The sequence below is a fragment of the Streptomyces sp. NPDC004051 genome (assembly GCF_053604275.1).
On the sequence record NZ_JBSGHG010000024.1, the window covers coordinates 51,016 to 69,267 of the forward strand.

Here is an 18,252-nt window from a genome sequence, read left to right on the forward strand (position 1 = left end):
CGCAGGACCCGGCGAGCGGCGCGAGTACCGCATGGAGGAGCTGGCCCGACGGGCCGGCATCACCGTGCGCACGCTGCGGTTCTACCGCGAACGCAAGCTGATCCCGCCGCCCCGCCGCGAGGGCCGCATCGCCTGGTACGACGACCGGCACCTGGCCCGCCTGCGCACCATCACGGCCCTGCTGGAGCGCGGCCACACCCTGAACGGCATAGCGGAACTCGCCGAGGCCTTCGACCACGGCCGCGACGTCGGCGAACTCCTCGGCGTGGACACCCCCACCGAGGAGACCCCGGTCCGCCTCACCCCCGAGGAGCTCGCCGACCATTTCACCGGCGAGGTCACCCCGGAGAACCTCGCCGCCGCGATGGACCTCGGCTACCTCGGCACCGACGGCGAGGAGATCGTCCACATCAGCCGCCGCCTGCTGGACGTCTCCGCCGCCCTGGTCCGCGAGGGCGTCCCGCTCGCCGAGGTGCTGCGCGCGGGCCGGGAGGTCCGCGCCCACGCCGAGGCCGTGGCCGACCTCTTCGCCGAGCTGATCCTCCGCCACGCCCCCGAGGACGCCGTCCACCGCCTGCGCCCGCTGGCCCGCAGCGTGGTCGACGCCGAACTCTCCCTGGCGATGGACCGCCGCCTGCACCGGCGGGACTGACGGCCGGCGGCCGGTCCCCGACCGGTCCCCGGCCGGCCGCCGGTCAGTCCCCGGCCAGCTCCGCCTCCCAGAGGGAGCTGGCGCAGTAGTGGTTGTCGTACCGCTCGGAGCCGGCCTTGATGTCCTCGACGGTGGCCTCGCCCTGGTGGACCCGCTCCAGCAGACGGTAGTAGTCGAAGCGGTCCATACCGGGGGTGAAGGCGACCAGCACATCGGCCTCCTCGCCCCGGGCCGGAGCGAAGGCGTGCGGCAGCCGCGGCGGCACCGTCACGAAGTCGCCGGTCCCCAGGGTGACGATCCGGTCGCCCAGCAGCACCCGCAGGCTGCCGCCGAGCACGAAGAACATCTCGGTCGCCTTGGTGTGGAAGTGGGCGGGGGCGCCCGGGGACCCCTTGCGCAGAGTGGCCCGGTTGGCCGTCAACGCCCCCTGGGTCCGGTCGGAGTCGGCGAGCAGCGTGATGAGACTGGTGGCCCCGTCCTGCAACGTCTCGGCGGAACCGGCACGGACGAGGACGGGGCGGGCGGACGCGTTCATGGGGCTCTCCTCGGATGCGGTCGGTGGCCTGCGGGGAGCGGTCCGCCCGGGTCGCCCCGGGCCGTATCCGGATCCCGGTCTCGCGCCGGGCCGGCCCCCGTCCCCCATGACCACCACGCTACGCACCCGAAAGACCCTGTGTAGGGTGCATTTCCGTGGCTGATTCATGGGTCAATCCAGCCGAACGCGTCGGCAGCGACCTGCACTTGGACCTGAACCCGGGCATGACCGGAGGCGGTGGCCGCCGCGCCGCGCTCGGTCGCGCACTGCGCGAGGCGATAGGGGACGGACGGCTGGCCCCGGGCACCCGCCTCCCCCCCTTACCGGTCGCTCGCCGCCGACCTCGGTCTGGCCCGCAACACCGTCGCCGAGGCCTACGCCGAACTCGTCGCCGAGGGCTGGCTGGTCGCCCGCCAGGGATCGGGGACCCGGGTGGCCCCCCGAGCGAAGCCGGTCGGCTCTCCTCGGGCGCCCCGACCGGCGCCGGCCCGTCCGGAGCCGCCCGCCCACAACCTGCGGCAAGGCCTGCCGGACGCCGCGTCCTTCCCCCGTACGGCTTGGCTGGCTGCCGCGCGGCGGGCGCTGAACGCGGCGCCCCACGAGGCGTTCGGTCCCGGTGACCCCCGGGGCCGGCCCGAGCTGCGCCGTGCCCTCGCCGAGTACCTGGCACGCGCGCGAGGCGTGCGCACCAGCCCCGAGACCATCGTCGTGTGTTCCGGTTTCGCGCCCGCCCTACGGCTCCTCTTCGACGGGAGGGTGCTGCGCGGCCCCCTGGCGGTGGAGTCCTACGGGCTGCCCTTCCACCGGTCGGTCCTCCAGGCCGCGCGCGTGCGGACCGTACCTCTGACGCTGGACGAACACGGGGCCCGCACCACGGAGTTGTCCGCGCTGAAGGGCGTACGGGCGGCGCTGCTCACCCCCGCCCACCAGTTCCCGACGGGAGGACCGCTCCACCCCGAGCGGCGGGCCGCCGCGGTGGACTGGGCGCGCGGGAACGGGGGCCTGCTGCTGGAGGACGACTACGACGGGGAGTTCCGCTACGACCGGGAGCCGGTGGGCGCCGTCCAGGGTCTCGATCCGCAGCGCGTCGTGTACCTGGGCTCGCTCAGCAAGAGCCTCTCCCCCGCGCTGCGGCTGGGGTGGATGGTGCTGCCGGACCACCTGGTGGAGCCCGTCCTGCGCGTCAAGGGCAAGCGCGAGGCGTGGGCCGGTGTCACGGACCAGTTGACGCTCGCCGATTTCATCGAGTCGGGCCATTACGACCGGCACGTCCGCCGGACCCGGCAGCGTTACCGGGACCGCAGGGACCGCCTCGTCGGCCTTCTCGCCCGCCGGGCGCCGCACATCGCCCCCACGGGCATCGCCGCCGGGCTGCACGCGGTGCTGGGCCTGCCGCCCGGCACCGAGCGATCGGTGACCGCGGCCGCGGCCCGGGAGCGCATCGCCGTGGACGGGCTCGCCGGCTTCCGGCACCCGGCCGCCACCATGCCCGCGCACGACGGCCTGGTCGTCGGCTACGCCGCCCCTCCCGACCACGGCCTCGCGGCGGCGCTCGACGCCCTCTGCCGCATCCTGCCCCCACCACCCGGCGGAAGCTGACTGCTGCGGCGGACCGGCGCCCGGCGCCCCGGCAGCGGCCGGGACCCGGTGGCGCTCCGCCCGCGCGGCACACCCGCGGCACACCCGCGGTGCACCACCTCACCGAACGGGCACCTCAGCCCCGGGGCCGGAACACCACCGTCACCGGCGCGTGGTCCGACCAGCGTTCGGCGTGCGTGGCCGCGCGTTCCACGCGGCCCTCGACCGCGCGGGCGGCGAGCCCGGGAGTGGCCACGGCAAGGTCGATGCGCCAGCCCGCGTCGTTGTCGAAGGCCCGCCCCCGGTACGACCACCACGAGTACGGCCCGTCGACACCCGGGTGCAGCGCCCGTACGACGTCCACGTACCCGCCCTCGGCCGGATCGAGGACGCGGGAGAGCCACTCCCGCTCCTCCGGCAGGAACCCGGAGTTCTTGGTGTTGCCGCGCCAGTTCTTCAGGTCGGCCTGCTGGTGCGCGATGTTCCAGTCCCCGCACACCACGACCTCCCGGCCGTCGGCGGCGGCCCGCTCCCGCAGGCCCTTCAGGTAGGGGAGGAACTCCCCCATGAAGCGGATCTTCTCGTCCTGCCGCTCGGTGCCGACCTCACCGGAGGGCAGGTAGAGCGAGGCGACGGTGACGCCGGGCAGGTCCACCTCCACGTACCGCCCGCTGCCGTCGAACTCGGCCGACCCGAACCCGACCTGGACGCGATCGGGCGCACGCCGCGTGTACAGCGAGACCCCCGCACGCCCCTTCGCCGCGGCGGGAGCGTGCACCACATGCCACCCCTCGGGCTCCCGGACGTGCTCGGGCAGCTGCTGCGGCTCCGCGCGCACCTCCTGGAGACACACCGCATCGGCGGAGGTCCGCCCCAGCCACTCCACGAAGCCCTTCTTCGCGGCGGCACGCAGTCCATTGACGTTGACGGAGGTCACAGTGAACATCCGGGCACGATACCGGCACACTGGACGGGTCCCGTTCCGGGCCCGGAAAACGGACCCTCACCTCACCCGGATTGATATACCTTACTGCGCATGAATATCCGCCGCGTCTCCTACGACCACCCCGACGCCGTCAAGCTGAACGACGAGGTCCAGGCCGAGTACCACGTCCGCTACGGCGACGGCGGCGACGCCACCCCCATGGACCCCGCGGACTTCCGCCCCCCGAACGGCGTCTACCTGCTCGCCTACGACGAGAGCGACACCCCCGTCGCCTCCGGCGGCTGGCGCGTCCAGGACACCAACGGCGAGGGCAACCGCGACGGGGACGCCGAGCTGAAGCGGATGTACGTGACCGAGGGAATGCGCGGCCGGGGCCTGGCCCGCCGCATCCTGGCCGCCCTGGAGGAGGACGCCCGTGCGGCCGGCCGCCTCCGCATGGTCCTGGAGACGGGCACCCAGCAGCCGGAGGCCATCGCCCTCTACACCTCCAGCGGCTACGAGCCCTGCGAGAAGTTCGGCTACTACCGCTTCCACGACAGCAGCCTCTGCTACGCGAAGCCGCTGTAGCGGCCCCCGGCCCCACCGGCCACCGACCGGGCCCCAGGAATCACGCCGGCGCTCCCGTGGCGCGGTCACCGGTTCCGTGGCCGTCACCTGCGTCACAGGGCTCGTCGGTGCCGTCCGGTGAGGGCAGGCGCCGACCGCGGGATTCCGCGACGCGCAGGGCGTCGGCGAGGCACTCGGTGAGGCGGATGCCGGCGTACCGCACCTCGGCGTACGGGGACATCGGGTCCTCCAGCACCGTTCGGGCGCGGCGGAGCACGTCCAGGCCGTCGGCCAACTGCCGGGCCTCCGTCTCGTCGGCCAGCCGCGAGACGTATCCGCCGTCCCCGCCGTCGGCGAGGAAGCAGGGCTTTCCCTCCGGCCAGAGCCAGGGCAGCAGCCGGAGCGAGGGGTACGACTTCATCACGCGGCCGCCTTCCCCGCGCCGATGGCGTGCTGGTCGAGGTCGGCCCCGCGACGCCGCCGGCGTGCCGCCCGCTCCTGCTCGTGGGCGGCGAGGTAGGGGCGGACCAGCCGGGAGTCGGCGCCGTCGAGGGGGAGGTGCAGGCAGCACGGGGAGCGGTGCGGGGGGAGGCAGGCGGAGCCGGCGGCGGTCACGGGGCCGGCGACGAGGTGCGCGGGGCGGGGGCCGCCCGCACGGTGGGCTCCGGCGCCGGGACCGAGGAGAAGGCCCAGCCGATGGGCGAGGCGGCGGATAAGGTCATGCATGTCGACGCTCCTGTTTAGCGTTGGCCGTGCCCCGGGAGGTCTGGCCACCTCGCCGGGGTCTTCTTGACTACGAAGCTACATCGAGCTGCATCCCTCTACATACAAGTGCAGAGAGATCCACTCGTTAGTGGACGTGAGGGCATACCTATGTTGGACATATGAGCGATACAGAGGAGTCGAAGTCGACTCTGGATCCGATGAGCGCACGGCCGCTCTACGTTCAACTGGCCGACGTGATCGCGAAGAAGATCGAGTCGGGCGAGCTGGCACCGGACAGGCCGATCCCCTCGGAGAATCACCTCGCCGACGAGTACGGGGTGGCGCGGCTCACCGCACGGCGGGCGGCACAAGAACTCCGCGAGCGAGGACTCATCGTGACCGTACGGGGCAAGGGGTCTTTCGTCGTGGAGCAGCCACCCGCCAACACCCCGAAGGGGCACGGAACCGCCGACTGACGCTCCCGCCGCACCGGGGGAAAGGAGCGGGCATGACGGCCAGGACACCGGCCGAGCAGGCGCTCGCCCGTTCGTACACGACCGGCGACGGCAGCATGAGGTTCGCCGTCGCCGACCTGTCGGTGGAGCACCGTCCGGGTGGCACCGCCGTGCTGGAATACCGGATCACGGTGGAACGCCCGGGACGACGGGACGAACGCTGGGCGGTCACACTTCCCTGGGACGACAGCTCCTTCGTCGACGTCCTCGTCTCATCGGCCCCGGACCCCGACCGGCTCGAGCAACTCGTGCACATCGTGCGTGCGTTGCTGGAGGAGTGGTGGGACACGAAGGGCCACAACCGTCAGTCGGCGAAGATGGGACACCGCCTCCCCTGAGCCCTCCGTGGCCAGTTGCCGCAAAGCCACGAGGAGCAGGTCGCCCGACGGGATCCGCACCACGCCCCTTCGTTCTGCCAACCGCTCGGCCACACCCGGCAGTTCGGCTCCCCGAAACCGAGGGGCCGGGGGCAGGCACCTTGCTGAAAGCTGTGAGCAGTCGGCGGGCAAGTGTCCCTTTCGCGCTCAAACGAGCGGCATATGGACAGCGACGGCTGAAGTGCTCACGGATTTACCACCACATGGCTCGGCCGAGGCGGCGTACGGGCTCGCCCGCGAGGAATGCCTCGATGTTCTCGACGGCCTGGCCGTAATAGGTGCGGTAGTTGTTCTGCGAGACGTGGCCGAGGTGGGGGGTGGCCAGGAGCCAAGGCGCGGTGCGCAGGGGTGACCGGCGGCGGCTGCGGCAAAGGGCTTGCCGTGGACGGGTGGGCGGGCAGTGGCTGCATGCGTCAACGACCTGTGCTGCGGGCGGAGTTCACTCGCCCGGCAGGCCATCGCCCCCCCCCGGCGCCCCGGCGTGCCAAGATCCCGGTGTACGGAGTTCGACCGACCGGAAGGACACCATGCCCGCCTACGTCATAGCCCACCTGCAAGAGGCCGCTCCGCACCCGGAGATCGTCGAGTACATCGAGCGCATCCCCGCCACCTTCGAGCCCTACGGCGGACGCTTCCTCGTGCACGCCACGCAGCACGAGGTGAAGGAGGGCAGCTGGCCCGGGCACGTCGTGATGATCGGCTTCCCCGGGATCGCCGAGGCGCGGGCCTGGTGGGACTCACCCGCGTACCAGGAGATCGCCCCGCTGCGCTCACGGCACATCGAGGGCGACATCATCCTGGTCGAAGGCGTGCCCGAGGGCTACGAACCGACCGGCGCCACCCAGGCGATGCGGGAAGCCCTCCCGGCCGATTAGCCCCGCACGCTCCGGACAGGGCGGGACCGGCCACTCGGAACAGGCCGTACGCCCCTCGACAGCGCGTACGTCGCCCGACTGCTCGCCGCCCGGCAGCCCACCGCGGAGATCCACTGCCCGACCCGAGGGACGCCGCGTGGCAGCGGGCCGTCGACGAGGGCGGCGTGACGCCCGCCACAAGGGCGGGAGGGTTGCCCGCGTCGACACGAAGAAGCCCCCGCCGGTTTCCCGGCGGGGGCTTTCAGCTGCGGTGGACCTGTGGGGATTTGAACCCCAGACCCCCTCGATGCGAACGAGGTGCGCTACCAGACTGCGCCACAGGCCCTTGCAACGAGAGAAACCTTAGCACCTCGATCGGGGTGCTCGGAAATCCGTTGCCGGCGGGGGGTCGGCCACGGGTTTTCCAAGGTCATTCGTTGACGGCCCGGGGGCGGTCGCCGTCCTCGTACTGGTCGAACAGCGGGGTGCGGCCGCGCTCGCGGGCACGGCGGGCGGAGGCCACGCGGAGGGCGTCGTTGCGCCCGTCGGCGTCGGCCTGCTCCTCCGTGCCGGCCCGGCCGCCTTCCGGAGCCGTGCCGTCGGCGGGGCCGGCCATCTCCTCCGGGCCCGGGGCCACGGCGCTCGAACGCGCCGAGCTCCAGGTGTCCTCGGCTCCGAGGTCCACGTCGCTGGTGGCGCGCGGGGCGACCGGGGCGGTCACGTAGGTGGGCAGCGGCACCGGGACCGGGTCCCAGCTGTCGCCGCCCTGGCCGGGCCGCCGCCGGCGCTCCAGCTGCTGGTCGACCCACTCGGCGTGGTCGGTCTGCTCGACGAGCGCGCGCCGGTCGGCGGCGAGCGCCAGGAGGCCGGGGTCGGTCTCCTGGCCCGGTTCGGCGTCGGCTTCGACTTCGGCGTCGAGGCTCGGCGCGGGTCCCTCCGGTTCGTCGGGGTCGATGTCGTCGACGGAGGGGCGGCGGCGCGGCTGACGCTCCCGCAACCGCTGTGCCGCGGCCTCGGCCTGACGACGGTCCATCTGGTACGCGAAACGGCGGCGCTCCTGGGAGCGCAGGTAGGCGATGTAGACGCTCAGCAGCACCGCGGGCACTCCGGGCGCCCACAGGAAGGCGAGCCCGCCGACCGCGGCGACGACCGCGCCGAGCGTGAAGGCGAGGAAAAGCATCGTGGTGGTGCGCCGGCGCCGGGCGAGCACCCTCGAGCGCCGGGCGCGCGCCGCGGCGGCCTGCGCCGACGGAGACGGCTGCGGCTGCTGCAGCTGCTGCTGCGGCGGCGGCTGGGCGGAGGGGGCGGCAGCCTGCGACGGCGCGGCCTGCTGGGCCGGGAGCGCGGGCTGCGCCCTTCGCGGGGGCGCTCCGCGCCGGGCGGACGGGACGCGCTCGCGCGGGGGACGCCCGGTCGGCTCGTCGGGGGCCGGTTCGGAGGACACCGCCGGTTCCGGACGCTGCGCGGAGTGCGGCCGTGCCGGATGTACCGGATGTACCGGCTCCTGCACCTGCTGCGGGCGGGTCTGGGACACGGCGAAGGCCCGGACGTCCACCGAGTCGGTGACCGCTTCCGGGTCGTGGACGCTCTCCTCCGCCTCGTCGGCGGAGCGCGCCCGCAGGTCCTTGGCGTACCGGCGCTCCATCCCCGCCCGTCCGGACAGCAGTCGGATGGCGGTGCTGAAGCGTTCCGTCGGACGGGCCTCGTTCAGCTCATCCTGCCTACGGAGCCACATCGGCACCAAGTAGGCGGCCCAGGCCCCGACGATGGCTGCGTAGATGAGGCCGCTGTTGCTCACGCCTCACACGGTAGAGGGGTTTAGGTGAGGCCATCCGCCAATTGAGCCGGTGTGTCGCACGATCCGGCTGATATTTCGAACTTTTTTTGCGAACGATGCGATCAGCCGACCACTTAAGCCGGGAATTTTCCTGTCTTCAGACGGTCATCGCGCGATCAAATTCGAACATTTATTCAATTACTCGGGTGGTGCGGGATTCCCCGAGCGTGCCCGTTGCCAGCGCCCGAGCAGTCCCTCGGGCACTTCCTCCGCCGTGAGCGCGAAGACGAGATGGTCGCGCCAGGCGCCGTCGATGTGCAGATACCGCGGGCGCAGCCCCTCCTCGCGGAATCCGAGTTTCTCCACGACCCGGCGGCTGGGCCCGTTCTCGGGGCGAATGCACACCTCGACGCGGTGCAGTCCGACGGTACGGAAACAGTGGTCCACGACCATCGCCACGGCCGTCGGCATCACCCCGCGACCGGCCACCGCCTGGTCGACCCAGTAGCCGACGTGCCCCGAGCACATCGAGCCCCAGGTGATCCCGGCGACCGTCAACTGGCCGACCAGGCGCCCCTGGTACTCGATGACGAACGGCAGCATCCGCCCCGCGTGCGCCTCCGCCCTCAGGTGACGGACCATCTGGCGGTAGGTCGGCCGGTGCACGACCGGACCGGACGGGGTGGGCGGCGGGATCGTCGCCTCCCAGGGGCGCAGCCAGTCGCGGTTGCGCCGGTTGACCTCGCGCCAGGCCCGCTGGTCGCGCAGCTTTATCGGCCGGAGGACGACGTCGCCGGCCACCAGCTCCACGGGCCAGGATGAACCGTTCAGCTCGCACCCCCGCCGCCGGCGCCGGTTCTGGAGTGGTCGCCGCCGCGCAGTTGGTCGACCGCGTGCTTCAGCAGCGGTTCCAGGACGGCCAGGCCGTCCTTCACCCCGCCGCTGGACCCGGGCAGGTTGACGATCAGCGTCCGGCCCGCGACGCCCGCGAGGCCCCGGGAGAGGGCCGCCGTGGGCACCTTGTCCCGGCCGTACGCCCGGATGGCCTCCGCGATGCCGGGCACCTCGTGGTCGAGCACCGCGCGGGTCGCCTCGGGGGTGCGGTCGGTGGGCGAGACGCCGGTGCCGCCGGTGGTCACGATGACGTCGTACCCGGCCTCGGTGCCCGCGCGCAGCGCGGCCTCCACGGGGTCGCCGTCCGGGACCACCTGCGGGCCGTCGACGGCGAAGCCGAAGCGCCGCAGGCCCTCGGCGATCAGCGGGCCGCCCGTGTCGCGGTAGACGCCGGCGGCGGCCCGGTTGGAGGCGGTGACCACCAGGGCGCGGTACGGCGCGAGCGGTGCGCCGCCGACGGATGCATCCGGTGTCATGCCCTGCTCCAGTCGCCCGACGTGCCGCCCGTCTTCTCCTCCACCCGCACGTCCGTGATGACCGCCTTCTTGTCGACCGCCTTGACCATGTCGATCACGGTGAGCGCGGCGACGGAGACCGCGGTGAGCGCCTCCATCTCCACGCCCGTGCGGTCCGTCGTCTTCACCGTGGCCGCGATCTCCACGGCGTCGTCCGCGACCGACAGGTCCAGTTTCACACCGGACACCGCCAGGGGGTGACACAGCGGGATCAGGTCGGGGGTGCGTTTGGCGCCCATGATGCCCGCGATCCGCGCGGTGGCCAGGGCGTCGCCCTTGGGGACGCCCTCACCGCGCAGCAGTTCGATCACGCGGGGCGAGACCAGGACACGACCGGTGGCGCGGGCGGTGCGCGCGGTGACGTCCTTGCCGGACACGTCGACCATCCGGGCCGCGCCCGCCTCGTCGATGTGCGTCAGACGGCGCTGGTCAGGGTGGCCGGGGGTCTCCCCCCGGGAAGGCACGGTCATGATCGTGTGGCGCTCCCGGTCCGGGCCCGCCGCGGTGCGGCGCGCGGGCCTGCTGTGCGCGCCACGGTACCGCCAACCGGTACGGCTCAGCCGAGCAGGACCACCTCGACCTCGGTGCCGGGCTCGACGGACTCGACGTCCTCGGGGACGACGATCAGCGCGTCCGCCTGGGCGAGGGCGGCCACCAGGTGGGATCCGGCGCCGCCGACCGGGGTCACCTCGCCGTCCGCGTACCGGCCGCGCAGGAACTGGCGCCGGCCCTTCGGCGAGGTCAGCGGCCCGTCCGCGGTCAGGGTCGCGCGGGTTCTCGGCCGGTGGACGTCCGTGAGGCCCATCAGGGTGCGGATGGCGGGGCGCACGAACAGCTCGAAGGAGACGTACGAGGAGACCGGGTTGCCGGGGAGGGCCAGCAGCGGGGTGTGGTCGGGGCCGATGGAGCCGAAACCCTGGGGCTTGCCGGGCTGCATGGCGAGCGTGCGGAAGTCGATGCCGCTGCCCGGCTCGTCCTCGTCGCCCACGGACGACAGCGCCTCCTTGACGACGTCGTACGCCCCGACGCTCACCCCGCCGGTGGTGACCACCAGGTCGGCGCGGACCAGCTGGTCCTCGATGGTGTCGCGGAGGGTGTCGGCGTCGTCCGCGACGGCGCCCACGCGGTAGGCGATGGCGCCGGCGTCCCTGGCGCAGGCGGTGAGGGAGAAGCTGTTGGAGTCGTAGATCTGGCCGGCGCTCAGCTCCTCGTCGGGCTGGACGAGTTCGCTGCCGGTGGACATCACCACCACGCGCGGGCGCGGGTGCACCCGCACCGTGCCGCGGCCGATCGCGGCCAGCAGGGAGATCTGCGGCGGGCCGAGGACGGTTCCGGCCGCCAGGGCGCGGTCACCGGCCCGTACGTCGCTGCCCTGGTCGCGCACGTGCGCGCGGGCCCGGACCGGGCGGTGGACGAGCACCTGCCCGGTGGCGCCCTCGGGGGCCAGGCTGCGGGCCCGCATCGCGGTGACCGGGCCCTCGCCGAGCCCGCCGTCGGTCCACTCCACGGGGACGACGGCCTCGGCGCCGGGCGGGAGCGGGGCGCCGGTCATGATGCGCACCGCCTGGCCGGGGCCGACCCGGAGCAGGTCGGACTGGCCGGCCGCGACGTCACCGACGACCTCGAGGGCGGCCGGGTACCGCTCGCTCGCGCCCGCGACGTCCGCGACCCGTACCGCGTACCCGTCCATGGAGCTGTTGTCGAACAGCGGCAGCGACACCGGCACCGTGACGTCCTCGACCAGGACGCAGCCCTGGGCGTCGAGGAGGTTCAGCTCGATGGGTTCCAGGGGGCGGACGGTGGCGAGGATGTCGTCCAGGTGCTCGTCCACCGACCAGAGGTGGTCCGGGCCTGCGGTGCGGGGCGCGGCGGTGCTCAACGTTCCTGCATCTCCTCGGTGACGTAACGGCGGAGCCAGGTCCGGAAGTCCGGACCCAGGTCTTCACGTTCGCACGCGAGTCGGACAATGGCACGCAGGTAGTCGCCTCGGTCGCCGGTGTCATAGCGGCGGCCCCCGAAGACCACGCCGTGCACCGGGCCGCCGAGCTTCTCGTCCGCGGCCAGCTGCTGGAGGGCGTCGGTGAGCTGGATCTCGCCGCCGCGGCCCGGCTCGGTCTTGCGCAGCACGTCGAAGACGGCCGGGTCGAGGACGTAGCGGCCGATGATGGCGTACCGGGAGGGCGCCTCGGCCGGTTCGGGCTTCTCGACCAGGCCGCTGACCCGGACCACGTCGGAGTCGGTGGTGGTCTCGACGGCGGCGCAGCCGTAGAGGTGGATCTGCTCCGGGGCGACCTCCATGAGCGCGACGACGCTGCCGCCGTGCTGCTCCTGGACCTCGATCATGCGCTGGAGCAGGCAGTCGCGGGGGTCGATCAGGTCGTCGCCGAGGAGGACGGCGAAGGCCTCGTCGCCGACGTGCGGGGCGGCGCACAGGACGGCGTGGCCGAGTCCTTTGGGGTCGCCCTGGCGGACGTAGTGGATGGTCGCGAGGTCGCTGGATTCCTGGACCTTGGCGAGACGGGCGGCGTCGCCCTTCTTGTCGAGGGCCGACTCCAGTTCGTGGTTGCGGTCGAAATGGTCCTCCAGGGGGCGCTTGTTGCGGCCCGTCACCATGAGGACGTCGTCGAGACCGGCGGCTGCGGCCTCTTCGACCACGTACTGGATCGCCGGCTTGTCGACGACCGGCAGCATCTCCTTGGGAGTGGCCTTGGTGGCCGGCAGGAACCGGGTGCCGAGGCCTGCTGCGGGGATGACAGCCTTGCTGATCCGAGGGTGCGACTGAATCATGTCGGACACCATATCCGGTGCCTTTGCAGGGAATCTGCGACTCCGAATATTTAATGCTCATATGAGCACAATGAAACAGTTCAGGGACAGAGTTGAGACACGACGATCGCGCGAACGATCCTGACAAGCGGGTATTGCGACGGGAAATCCTCATGGTGAGGAACAGGTTGACGGCGGATGACGTGCGGGAGGCCTCGACCGCTCTGGCCGACCGCGCGCTCGGGCTGCCCGAACTGGCGCACGCGCGGACGGTGGCGGCGTACGTCTCCGTCGGGAGCGAGCCCGGCACGCTCGTGCTGCTCGACGCGCTGCGCGCGGGGGGCGTGCGCGTGCTGCTGCCGGCCCTGCTCCCCGACAACGATCTGGACTGGGGCGCGTACACCGGCGAGGACTCGCTCACGCGGGTGCGCCACGGCGGGCGGATGGCCCTGTTCGAGCCGGCCGGGGAGCGCCTCGGGCCGGACGCCGTGACCGGGGCGGACGCCGTGCTGCTGCCGGGCCTGGCCGTGGACGCCCGCGGGATGCGGCTGGGGCGCGGCGGCGGCTCGTACGACCGGGTGCTGGCCCGGCTGGAGCGCGCGGGCGCGCATCCGGCCCTGGTGGTGCTGCTGTACGACGCCGAGGTGGTCGAGCGGGTTCCCGAGGAGCCCCACGACCGGCCGGTGCACGCGGTGGTGACCCCGTCGGGGGTGCGGCGGTTCGGCTGAGCGCCGGCACCGTTCCGGCGGTCCCGGCGGTCCCGGCGGTCCCGGCGGTCCCGGCGGTCCCGGCGGTCCCGGCATGAGGAAGGCGGCCGCCACGTGCGCGTGGCGGCCGCCTTCCTCATGCCTCATGCCCCGGGGGCCGGGCCTCTCAGGTCATGGCTTGAGCAGCAGCGTGTCGCTGGTGCCGGCCTCGACCGCCTTCTCCGAGTACGCCCACTCGAGCAGTTCGCCCTCGGCCCACTTGTCCGTCTGGTCGACGTAGTGGGAGTGGTAGGCGTGGCCGGAGGCGCCGGAGAGGTTGATCCACCGCGACTTGTCGAGTTCGCCGAGGTTGACCACCATCCGCATCGACGGCACCCACACCACCCCGTAGCCGCCCGCGGCGTTCCAGCCGGTCGCGTTGACCGTGGCCTCGCCGCCGCCGAGCTTCCAGGGGCCGCGGTTGAGGGCGTACTGCAGGAAGTCGGGGCCGGAGGTGCCCAGGGTCTGGTTCTTCAGGAACAGGCGGTGCAGCCGGCCCCAGCTCCAGGTGTCGATGTCCTTGCCGAGCTTGGCGGTGAGCTCCCAGCGGGCGTCGATCAGGGCGCGCTCGAACAGCTCGTCACGGTTCTCCGCGCCGGGGCGGGTGCCCGCCTTCAGAGTCGTCCACCAGCCGCTGTCCTCCTCCTCCATCAGCGTGCGGACCACCTCGAACCAGCGGTCGCCGCCGTCGGGCTGGGCCTGGTCGGCCTCGCGCATGCCGCACTCGCGCACCTTGGCCCTCGCGTCGGCGGGCCCGGTGGGGTTGACCGGGTCGACCCACAGGCACTGGCCCTTGACCCGCAGCTCCTTGGGCAGCTTGTGGCTGAAGGCGAGCTTGAGGACGTTGCGCCAGACGGAGTTGAAGTAGGCGGCGGCCGCGGAGTCGGCGTCCTGGGTGTAGTCCCAGCCCTCCAGCAGCTTCTGCGCCTTGCGGACCTCCGGGTCCTCGAGGTCGATCTTGAGCAGTTCGGGCACCAGCAGCCTGGCGATGCCGCTGCTGTTGTCGAGCTGCATCTGCCGCATGTCGTCGGTGGAGATCTTGCCGCCGTCCTTGATCTTCGACTGGATCAGATCGTTGATCCGCTGGCTGCGGGCGCCGTAGCCCCAGTCGGTGGTCAGGGTGTACGGGTAGGCCTCGGGGTCGACCACGGCCTGGTTGGCGGTGACGATGTAGCCGCGGTCGGGGTCGAACTCGTAGGGCAGCGCGTCCTGGTCGATCCAGCCGGTCCAGCGGTACTTCGAGTCCCAGCCGGGTGCCGGGACGGAACCGTCGTGGTTCTTCGCGCGGGTGGGGATCCTGCCCGGCAGGGTGTAGCCGATGTGGCCCGCGGTGTCCGCGTAGACGAGGTTCTGCGAGGGCACCTCGAAGAAGGTGGCCGCCTCGCGGAAGTCGTCCCAGTCCTTCGCGCGGTTCATCGCGAAGACGGCGTCCATGGTGCGGCCCGCCTCCAGCGCGGTCCAGCGCAGCGAGACGCCGTAGCCGTCGCCCCGGTCGGGCGCGGCGGAATCGACGGTGGCCTTCTTCCCGGTCCGCACCAGCTCGGGGGAACGGTCGGAGAGCAGCGGGCCGTTGCCGGTCTCCCTGACGACGATCTTCCGCGACGCGCCGCCGGCGACCTTGATGGTCTCCTCGCGCGTCTTGAAGGGCACCACCTCGCCGTCGTACTGGTAGCCCTCGCCGGTGATCTTCTCCAGGTAGAGGTCGGTGGCGTCGACGCCGGAGTTGGTCAGGCCCCAGGCGACGTCCGCGTTGTGGCCGATTATCACGCCGGGCATGCCCGCGAAGGTGAAGCCGGTGACGTCGTACTGGCACGTGGGGGAGACGCTGCGGCAGTGCAGGCCCATCTGGTACCAGACGGACGGCAGCGAGGCCGACAGGTGCGGGTCGTTGGCCAGCAGCGGCTCACCGGTGACGGTGTGCTCGCCGGAAACCACCCAGGAGTTGGAGCCGATGCCGTCGCCGTTGACGCCGACGGCCGTGGGCAGGTTCTGCAGGACCTCCTGGAGGCCCGCCAACTGGCCCTCCAGACCGCCCCCGCCGGTCCCGACGGCTCCGGACGCGCCTTCCACGCCGCCCGCGCCCGCACCCGCGCCCGAGCCCGCACCGGTGCCGTCGCCGATTCCGGTGCCGTCACCGGTCCCGGTCCCGGTCCCGGTGCCGTCGCCGGTCCCGGTGCCCGTGCCGCTCTCGCCGCCGCCCGACTCGTAGGCCCCGGTGAGCTCGTTGTACTGGCCCTCCTGGACCACCGGCTTGTTCCGGCCGTACGGGTACGCCGGGTACAGGTCGGCGACCTGCTCGGGGTCCAGGCGGCTGGTCATCAGGGCGCGGTCGATCTCGTCCTGCATGTTGCCGCGCAGGTCCCAGGCCATCGCCTTCAGCCAGGCCACCGAGTCCACCGGGGTCCACGGTCCGGGCGTGTAGTCGTTGGTGAGGCCCAGCGCCGCGTACTCCAGGGAGATGTCCGCTCCCTCCTTGCCCTCCAGGTAGGCGTTGACCCCCTTGGCGTAGGCGTCGAGGTACTTCTTCGTGGCGGGGGAGAGCTTCTTCTCGTACTCCTGCTTCGCCACCCGGTCCCAGCCCAGGGTGCGCAGGAACTCGTCGTTCTCGATCTGGCTCTCGCCGAACATCTCCGACAGGCGCCCGGAGGTCATGTGCCGGCGCACGTCCATCTCGTAGAACCGGTCCTGCGCCTGGACGTAGCCCTGTGCCATGAACAGGTCCTCGTCGGAGGAGGCGTAGATCTGCGGGATGCCGTTGCCGTCACGTTTGACGTCGACGGGGCCCGACAGGCCCTTGAGCGTGATCGATCCCTTGGTCTGCGGGAAGGAGGCACGCACGGTGCCGATCGACCAGTACGCCCCGTAGGCGACACCGCCGATCAGGGCCAGCACCAGGACGAACACGAGCAGACGGGCTTTGCGCCCCCTTTTCCTGCCGGACTTGACGGGCTGCTGACCCGTGGAGGCGGTGGTGTCGGTGGGCATCGCTGTCCTTGCTGTCCTTACGCGAGCGGCAGGGCGGGCTGTGCTTTTAACTGAACGCTGGAGCAACGATAGGCGCAGGACCCCGCGCCGCTTGACGCGGAGTCTGGAACCAGCCCGGACGGACGTTCGATGATGCCAGGTGGACGCATCAAGAACGCGTCAAGACTTAGGTAAGGTAACGAAGCGGTTCGCCACGAACACGACGGCTCCCCGCGCCCCGCAGCCGAGGCCGGGCACACCGCGCGTGAGCCAGGGAAGGGAACGGCCGCTGACTGTCCACCACCTCAACCAGCTCCTGCTCGTCTGCTCGCTGGTCCTGCTCGTCGCCGTCGCAGCGGTCCGGATCTCCTCGCGCAGCGGGCTCCCCAGCCTGCTCGTCTATCTGGGCATCGGCGTCGCCATCGGCCAGGACGGCATCGGCCACGTCCAGTTCGACAACGCCGGGCTGACGCAGGTCTTCGGGTACGCGGCCCTGGTGGTGATCCTGGCCGAGGGCGGACTGGGCACCAAGTGGACGGAGACCAGACCCGTCCTGCCCGTCTCCGCCGCACTCGCGACCGTCGGCGTCGCGGTGAGCGTCGGGGTCACCGCGACGGCCGCGCACTTCCTGGTCGGGCTGGAGTGGCGGCAGGCGCTCATCATCGGCGCGGTGGTGTCCTCGACCGACGCGGCGGCCGTCTTCTCCGTGCTGCGGCGCATTCCGCTCCCCCCGCGCGTGACGGGCGCCTTGGAGGCCGAGTCCGGCTTCAACGACGCCCCCGTGGTCATCCTGGTGCTCGCCTTCTCCACGGCCGGCCCGATCGAGCACTGGTACGTCCTGCTCGGCGAGATCACCCTGGAGCTGGCCATCGGCGCCGTCATCGGACTCGCGGTGGGCTGGCTGGGCTCCTGGGGACTCAGACATGTGGCGCTGCCCGCCTCCGGTCTCTACCCGATCGCCGTCATGGCCATCGCCGTCGCCGCCTACGCGGCGGGCGCCATGGCCCACGGCAGCGGCTTCCTCGCCGTCTACCTCGCCGCGATGGTGCTGGGCAACGCCGGACTGCCGCACTGGCCCGCCACCCGCGGCTTCGCCGAGGGGCTCGGATGGATCGCCCAGATCGGCATGTTCGTCCTGCTCGGCCTGCTGGTCTCCCCGCACGAACTGGGCGACGACATCGTGCCCGCGCTGGTCATCGGGCTGGCGCTGACCGTGGTGGCCCGGCCGCTGAGCGTCGTGCTGTGCCTGCTGCCGTTCCGGGTGCCCTGGCAGGAGCAGACGCTGATGTCGTGGGCGGGACTGCGCGGCGCCGTGCCCGTCATCCTGGCGACGATCCCGATGGTGCAGGGCGTCGAGGGCAGCCGGAGGCTCTTCAACATCGTCTTCGTCCTGGTCGTCGTCTACACCCTCGTCCAGGGGCCCACGCTGCCGTGGCTGGCCCGCAGACTACGGCTCGGCACGGGCACGGAGGCCGCCGACCTGGGCATCGAGTCGGCGCCCCTGGAGCGGCTGCGCGGGCATCTGCTGTCGGTCGGCATCCCTCAGGAGTCGAAGATGCACGGGGTGGAGGTCGGCGAACTCCGGCTGCCGAAAGGGGCGGCCGTCACACTCGTCGTGCGCGGGGGCGCCTCGTTCGTGCCGCTGCCGACGACGATGCTGCGGCACGGCGACGAACTCCTCGTCGTCGCCACCGACCCGGTCCGGGACGCCACCGAACGCCGCCTGCGCGCGGTGGGTCAGGGCGGCAAACTGGCCGGCTGGCTGGGCATCGACGGCGAGGACCCGGGGCACTGACCCAGCCGCCGTCCACCGGGGCCCGCCGGGTCACGGACCGCCGGGCCCCCGTGGACGGCGGGCCCCGGTGGACGGCGGGCCCCGGTC

18 protein-coding genes, 1 tRNA gene and 2 pseudogenes are annotated in these 18,252 nt (G+C 72.4%); 8 read left to right on the forward strand and 13 right to left on the reverse strand.

Annotation, left to right across the window (positions count from 1 at the left end; genetic code table 11):
- Positions 1 to 31 precede the first annotated feature (31 nt).
- Complete coding sequence (locus ACWEQO_RS23195; protein ID WP_452985095.1) at positions 32 to 652, forward strand: MerR family transcriptional regulator; 621 nt, start codon at positions 32 to 34, stop codon at positions 650 to 652.
- A gap of 43 nt (positions 653 to 695) precedes the next feature.
- On the opposite strand, the gene ACWEQO_RS23200 is transcribed toward ACWEQO_RS23195, so the two are convergent.
- A complete protein-coding gene (locus ACWEQO_RS23200; protein ID WP_452985057.1) occupies positions 696 to 1,187 on the reverse strand; it encodes a cupin domain-containing protein in 492 nt (163 codons plus the stop codon).
- A 155-nt stretch (positions 1,188 to 1,342) separates the two neighbouring features.
- On the opposite strand from ACWEQO_RS23200, the pseudogene pdxR reads away from it, so the two are divergent.
- Positions 1,343 to 2,786 (forward strand): annotated as a pseudogene (gene pdxR, locus ACWEQO_RS23205) (MocR-like pyridoxine biosynthesis transcription factor PdxR).
- Positions 2,787 to 2,901: 115 nt separating this feature from the next.
- On the opposite strand, the gene ACWEQO_RS23210 reads toward pdxR, so the two are convergent.
- Positions 2,902 to 3,711 (reverse strand): exodeoxyribonuclease III, encoded by an 810-nt coding sequence (locus tag ACWEQO_RS23210; protein WP_452985058.1) that lies wholly within the window; start codon positions 3,709 to 3,711, stop codon positions 2,902 to 2,904.
- Positions 3,712 to 3,801: 90 nt separating this feature from the next.
- Between ACWEQO_RS23210 and ACWEQO_RS23215 the strand changes: the two genes are divergently transcribed.
- Complete coding sequence (locus tag ACWEQO_RS23215) at positions 3,802 to 4,278, forward strand: GNAT family N-acetyltransferase (protein WP_452985059.1); 477 nt, start codon at positions 3,802 to 3,804, stop codon at positions 4,276 to 4,278.
- Between the two features lie 40 nt (positions 4,279 to 4,318).
- Here the strand turns inward: ACWEQO_RS23215 and ACWEQO_RS23220 are convergent, their stop codons facing one another.
- Both ACWEQO_RS23220 and ACWEQO_RS23225 read right to left on the reverse strand, forming a co-directional pair.
- A complete protein-coding gene (locus ACWEQO_RS23220; RefSeq protein WP_452985060.1) occupies positions 4,319 to 4,678 on the reverse strand; it encodes a hypothetical protein in 360 nt (119 codons plus the stop codon).
- Positions 4,678 to 4,983 carry a hypothetical protein gene (locus ACWEQO_RS23225; protein ID WP_452985061.1) on the reverse strand — a complete coding sequence of 102 codons (306 nt, stop codon included), beginning with the start codon at positions 4,981 to 4,983 and terminating at the stop codon, positions 4,678 to 4,680. Before ACWEQO_RS23225 ends, ACWEQO_RS23220 begins: the two co-directional genes overlap by 1 nt.
- A gap of 158 nt (positions 4,984 to 5,141) precedes the next feature.
- On the opposite strand from ACWEQO_RS23225, the gene ACWEQO_RS23230 reads away from it, so the two are divergent.
- Complete coding sequence (locus ACWEQO_RS23230) at positions 5,142 to 5,438, forward strand: GntR family transcriptional regulator (protein WP_361452219.1); 297 nt, start codon at positions 5,142 to 5,144, stop codon at positions 5,436 to 5,438.
- A gap of 32 nt (positions 5,439 to 5,470) precedes the next feature.
- Positions 5,471 to 5,815, forward strand: a complete 345-nt coding sequence (locus ACWEQO_RS23235) for a hypothetical protein (RefSeq protein WP_452985062.1) — start codon at positions 5,471 to 5,473, stop codon at positions 5,813 to 5,815.
- A gap of 232 nt (positions 5,816 to 6,047) precedes the next feature.
- Here the strand turns inward: ACWEQO_RS23235 and ACWEQO_RS23240 are convergent.
- A pseudogene (locus ACWEQO_RS23240) lies at positions 6,048 to 6,203 on the reverse strand (D-2-hydroxyacid dehydrogenase family protein); the annotation flags it as partial.
- 178 nt (positions 6,204 to 6,381) lie between these two features.
- Between ACWEQO_RS23240 and ACWEQO_RS23245 the strand changes: the two are divergent.
- Positions 6,382 to 6,729, forward strand: a complete 348-nt coding sequence (locus ACWEQO_RS23245; RefSeq protein WP_452985063.1) for a DUF1330 domain-containing protein — start codon at positions 6,382 to 6,384, stop codon at positions 6,727 to 6,729.
- A gap of 251 nt (positions 6,730 to 6,980) precedes the next feature.
- Here ACWEQO_RS23245 and ACWEQO_RS23250 read toward each other — a convergent pair.
- The 7 genes from ACWEQO_RS23250 to galU form a co-directional block, all read right to left on the reverse strand.
- Positions 6,981 to 7,054: transfer RNA gene (locus ACWEQO_RS23250), tRNA-Ala, on the reverse strand.
- 84 nt (positions 7,055 to 7,138) lie between these two features.
- On the reverse strand, positions 7,139 to 8,506 hold the full coding sequence (sepX, locus tag ACWEQO_RS23255) for a divisome protein SepX/GlpR (RefSeq protein WP_452985064.1): 1,368 nt from the start codon (positions 8,504 to 8,506) through the stop codon (positions 7,139 to 7,141).
- 177 nt (positions 8,507 to 8,683) lie between these two features.
- On the reverse strand, positions 8,684 to 9,316 hold the full coding sequence (locus ACWEQO_RS23260) for a GNAT family N-acetyltransferase (protein ID WP_452985096.1): 633 nt from the start codon (positions 9,314 to 9,316) through the stop codon (positions 8,684 to 8,686).
- Entirely contained in the window at positions 9,313 to 9,855 is a 543-nt protein-coding gene (locus ACWEQO_RS23265; RefSeq protein WP_452985065.1) for a MogA/MoaB family molybdenum cofactor biosynthesis protein, read from the reverse strand. Before ACWEQO_RS23265 ends, ACWEQO_RS23260 begins: the two co-directional genes overlap by 4 nt.
- Positions 9,852 to 10,364, reverse strand: coding sequence for a cyclic pyranopterin monophosphate synthase MoaC (gene moaC / locus ACWEQO_RS23270; protein WP_361452201.1), 513 nt, complete (start codon positions 10,362 to 10,364; stop codon positions 9,852 to 9,854). The genes ACWEQO_RS23265 and moaC overlap by 4 nt, the downstream gene beginning before the upstream one ends.
- Before the next feature lie 86 nt (positions 10,365 to 10,450).
- The gene (gene glp, locus ACWEQO_RS23275; RefSeq protein ID WP_452985066.1) at positions 10,451 to 11,773 is read right to left on the reverse strand and encodes a molybdotransferase-like divisome protein Glp; all 1,323 of its coding nucleotides are present in this window, start codon (positions 11,771 to 11,773) and stop codon (positions 10,451 to 10,453) included.
- Positions 11,770 to 12,681, reverse strand: coding sequence for a UTP--glucose-1-phosphate uridylyltransferase GalU (gene galU, locus ACWEQO_RS23280; protein ID WP_361452195.1), 912 nt, complete (start codon positions 12,679 to 12,681; stop codon positions 11,770 to 11,772). Before galU ends, glp begins: the two co-directional genes overlap by 4 nt.
- A gap of 92 nt (positions 12,682 to 12,773) precedes the next feature.
- Here galU and ACWEQO_RS23285 point away from each other — a divergent pair, with 92 nt between their 5' ends.
- A complete protein-coding gene (locus ACWEQO_RS23285) occupies positions 12,774 to 13,388 on the forward strand; it encodes a 5-formyltetrahydrofolate cyclo-ligase (protein WP_361452192.1) in 615 nt (204 codons plus the stop codon).
- 150 nt (positions 13,389 to 13,538) lie between these two features.
- Here the strand turns inward: ACWEQO_RS23285 and ACWEQO_RS23290 are convergent, their stop codons facing one another.
- Positions 13,539 to 16,391, reverse strand: a complete 2,853-nt coding sequence (locus ACWEQO_RS23290) for a penicillin acylase family protein (RefSeq protein ID WP_452985067.1) — start codon at positions 16,389 to 16,391, stop codon at positions 13,539 to 13,541.
- 244 nt (positions 16,392 to 16,635) lie between these two features.
- Here ACWEQO_RS23290 and ACWEQO_RS23295 point away from each other — a divergent pair, with 244 nt between their 5' ends.
- Complete coding sequence (locus tag ACWEQO_RS23295; protein WP_452985068.1) at positions 16,636 to 18,165, forward strand: potassium/proton antiporter; 1,530 nt, start codon at positions 16,636 to 16,638, stop codon at positions 18,163 to 18,165.
- The last annotated feature ends 87 nt before the right edge of the window (positions 18,166 to 18,252 follow it).

Bases quoted from the DNA above. Each gene is read 5' to 3' on its own strand.
- ACWEQO_RS23195 (WP_452985095.1), top strand. From the start codon at position 32: ATGGAGGAGCTGGCCCGACGGGCCGGCATCACCGTGCGCACGCTGCGG.
- ACWEQO_RS23200 (WP_452985057.1), bottom strand. From the start codon at position 1,187: ATGAACGCGTCCGCCCGCCCCGTCCTCGTCCGTGCCGGTTCCGCCGAG.
- ACWEQO_RS23210 (WP_452985058.1), bottom strand. From the start codon at position 3,711: ATGTTCACTGTGACCTCCGTCAACGTCAATGGACTGCGTGCCGCCGCG.
- ACWEQO_RS23215 (WP_452985059.1), top strand. From the start codon at position 3,802: ATGAATATCCGCCGCGTCTCCTACGACCACCCCGACGCCGTCAAGCTG.
- ACWEQO_RS23220 (WP_452985060.1), bottom strand. From the start codon at position 4,678: ATGAAGTCGTACCCCTCGCTCCGGCTGCTGCCCTGGCTCTGGCCGGAG.
- ACWEQO_RS23225 (WP_452985061.1), bottom strand. From the start codon at position 4,983: ATGCATGACCTTATCCGCCGCCTCGCCCATCGGCTGGGCCTTCTCCTC.
- ACWEQO_RS23230 (WP_361452219.1), top strand. From the start codon at position 5,142: ATGAGCGATACAGAGGAGTCGAAGTCGACTCTGGATCCGATGAGCGCA.
- ACWEQO_RS23235 (WP_452985062.1), top strand. From the start codon at position 5,471: ATGACGGCCAGGACACCGGCCGAGCAGGCGCTCGCCCGTTCGTACACG.
- ACWEQO_RS23245 (WP_452985063.1), top strand. From the start codon at position 6,382: ATGCCCGCCTACGTCATAGCCCACCTGCAAGAGGCCGCTCCGCACCCG.
- ACWEQO_RS23265 (WP_452985065.1), bottom strand. From the start codon at position 9,855: ATGACACCGGATGCATCCGTCGGCGGCGCACCGCTCGCGCCGTACCGC.
- moaC (WP_361452201.1), bottom strand. From the start codon at position 10,364: ATGACCGTGCCTTCCCGGGGGGAGACCCCCGGCCACCCTGACCAGCGC.
- galU (WP_361452195.1), bottom strand. From the start codon at position 12,681: ATGATTCAGTCGCACCCTCGGATCAGCAAGGCTGTCATCCCCGCAGCA.
- ACWEQO_RS23290 (WP_452985067.1), bottom strand. From the start codon at position 16,391: ATGCCCACCGACACCACCGCCTCCACGGGTCAGCAGCCCGTCAAGTCC.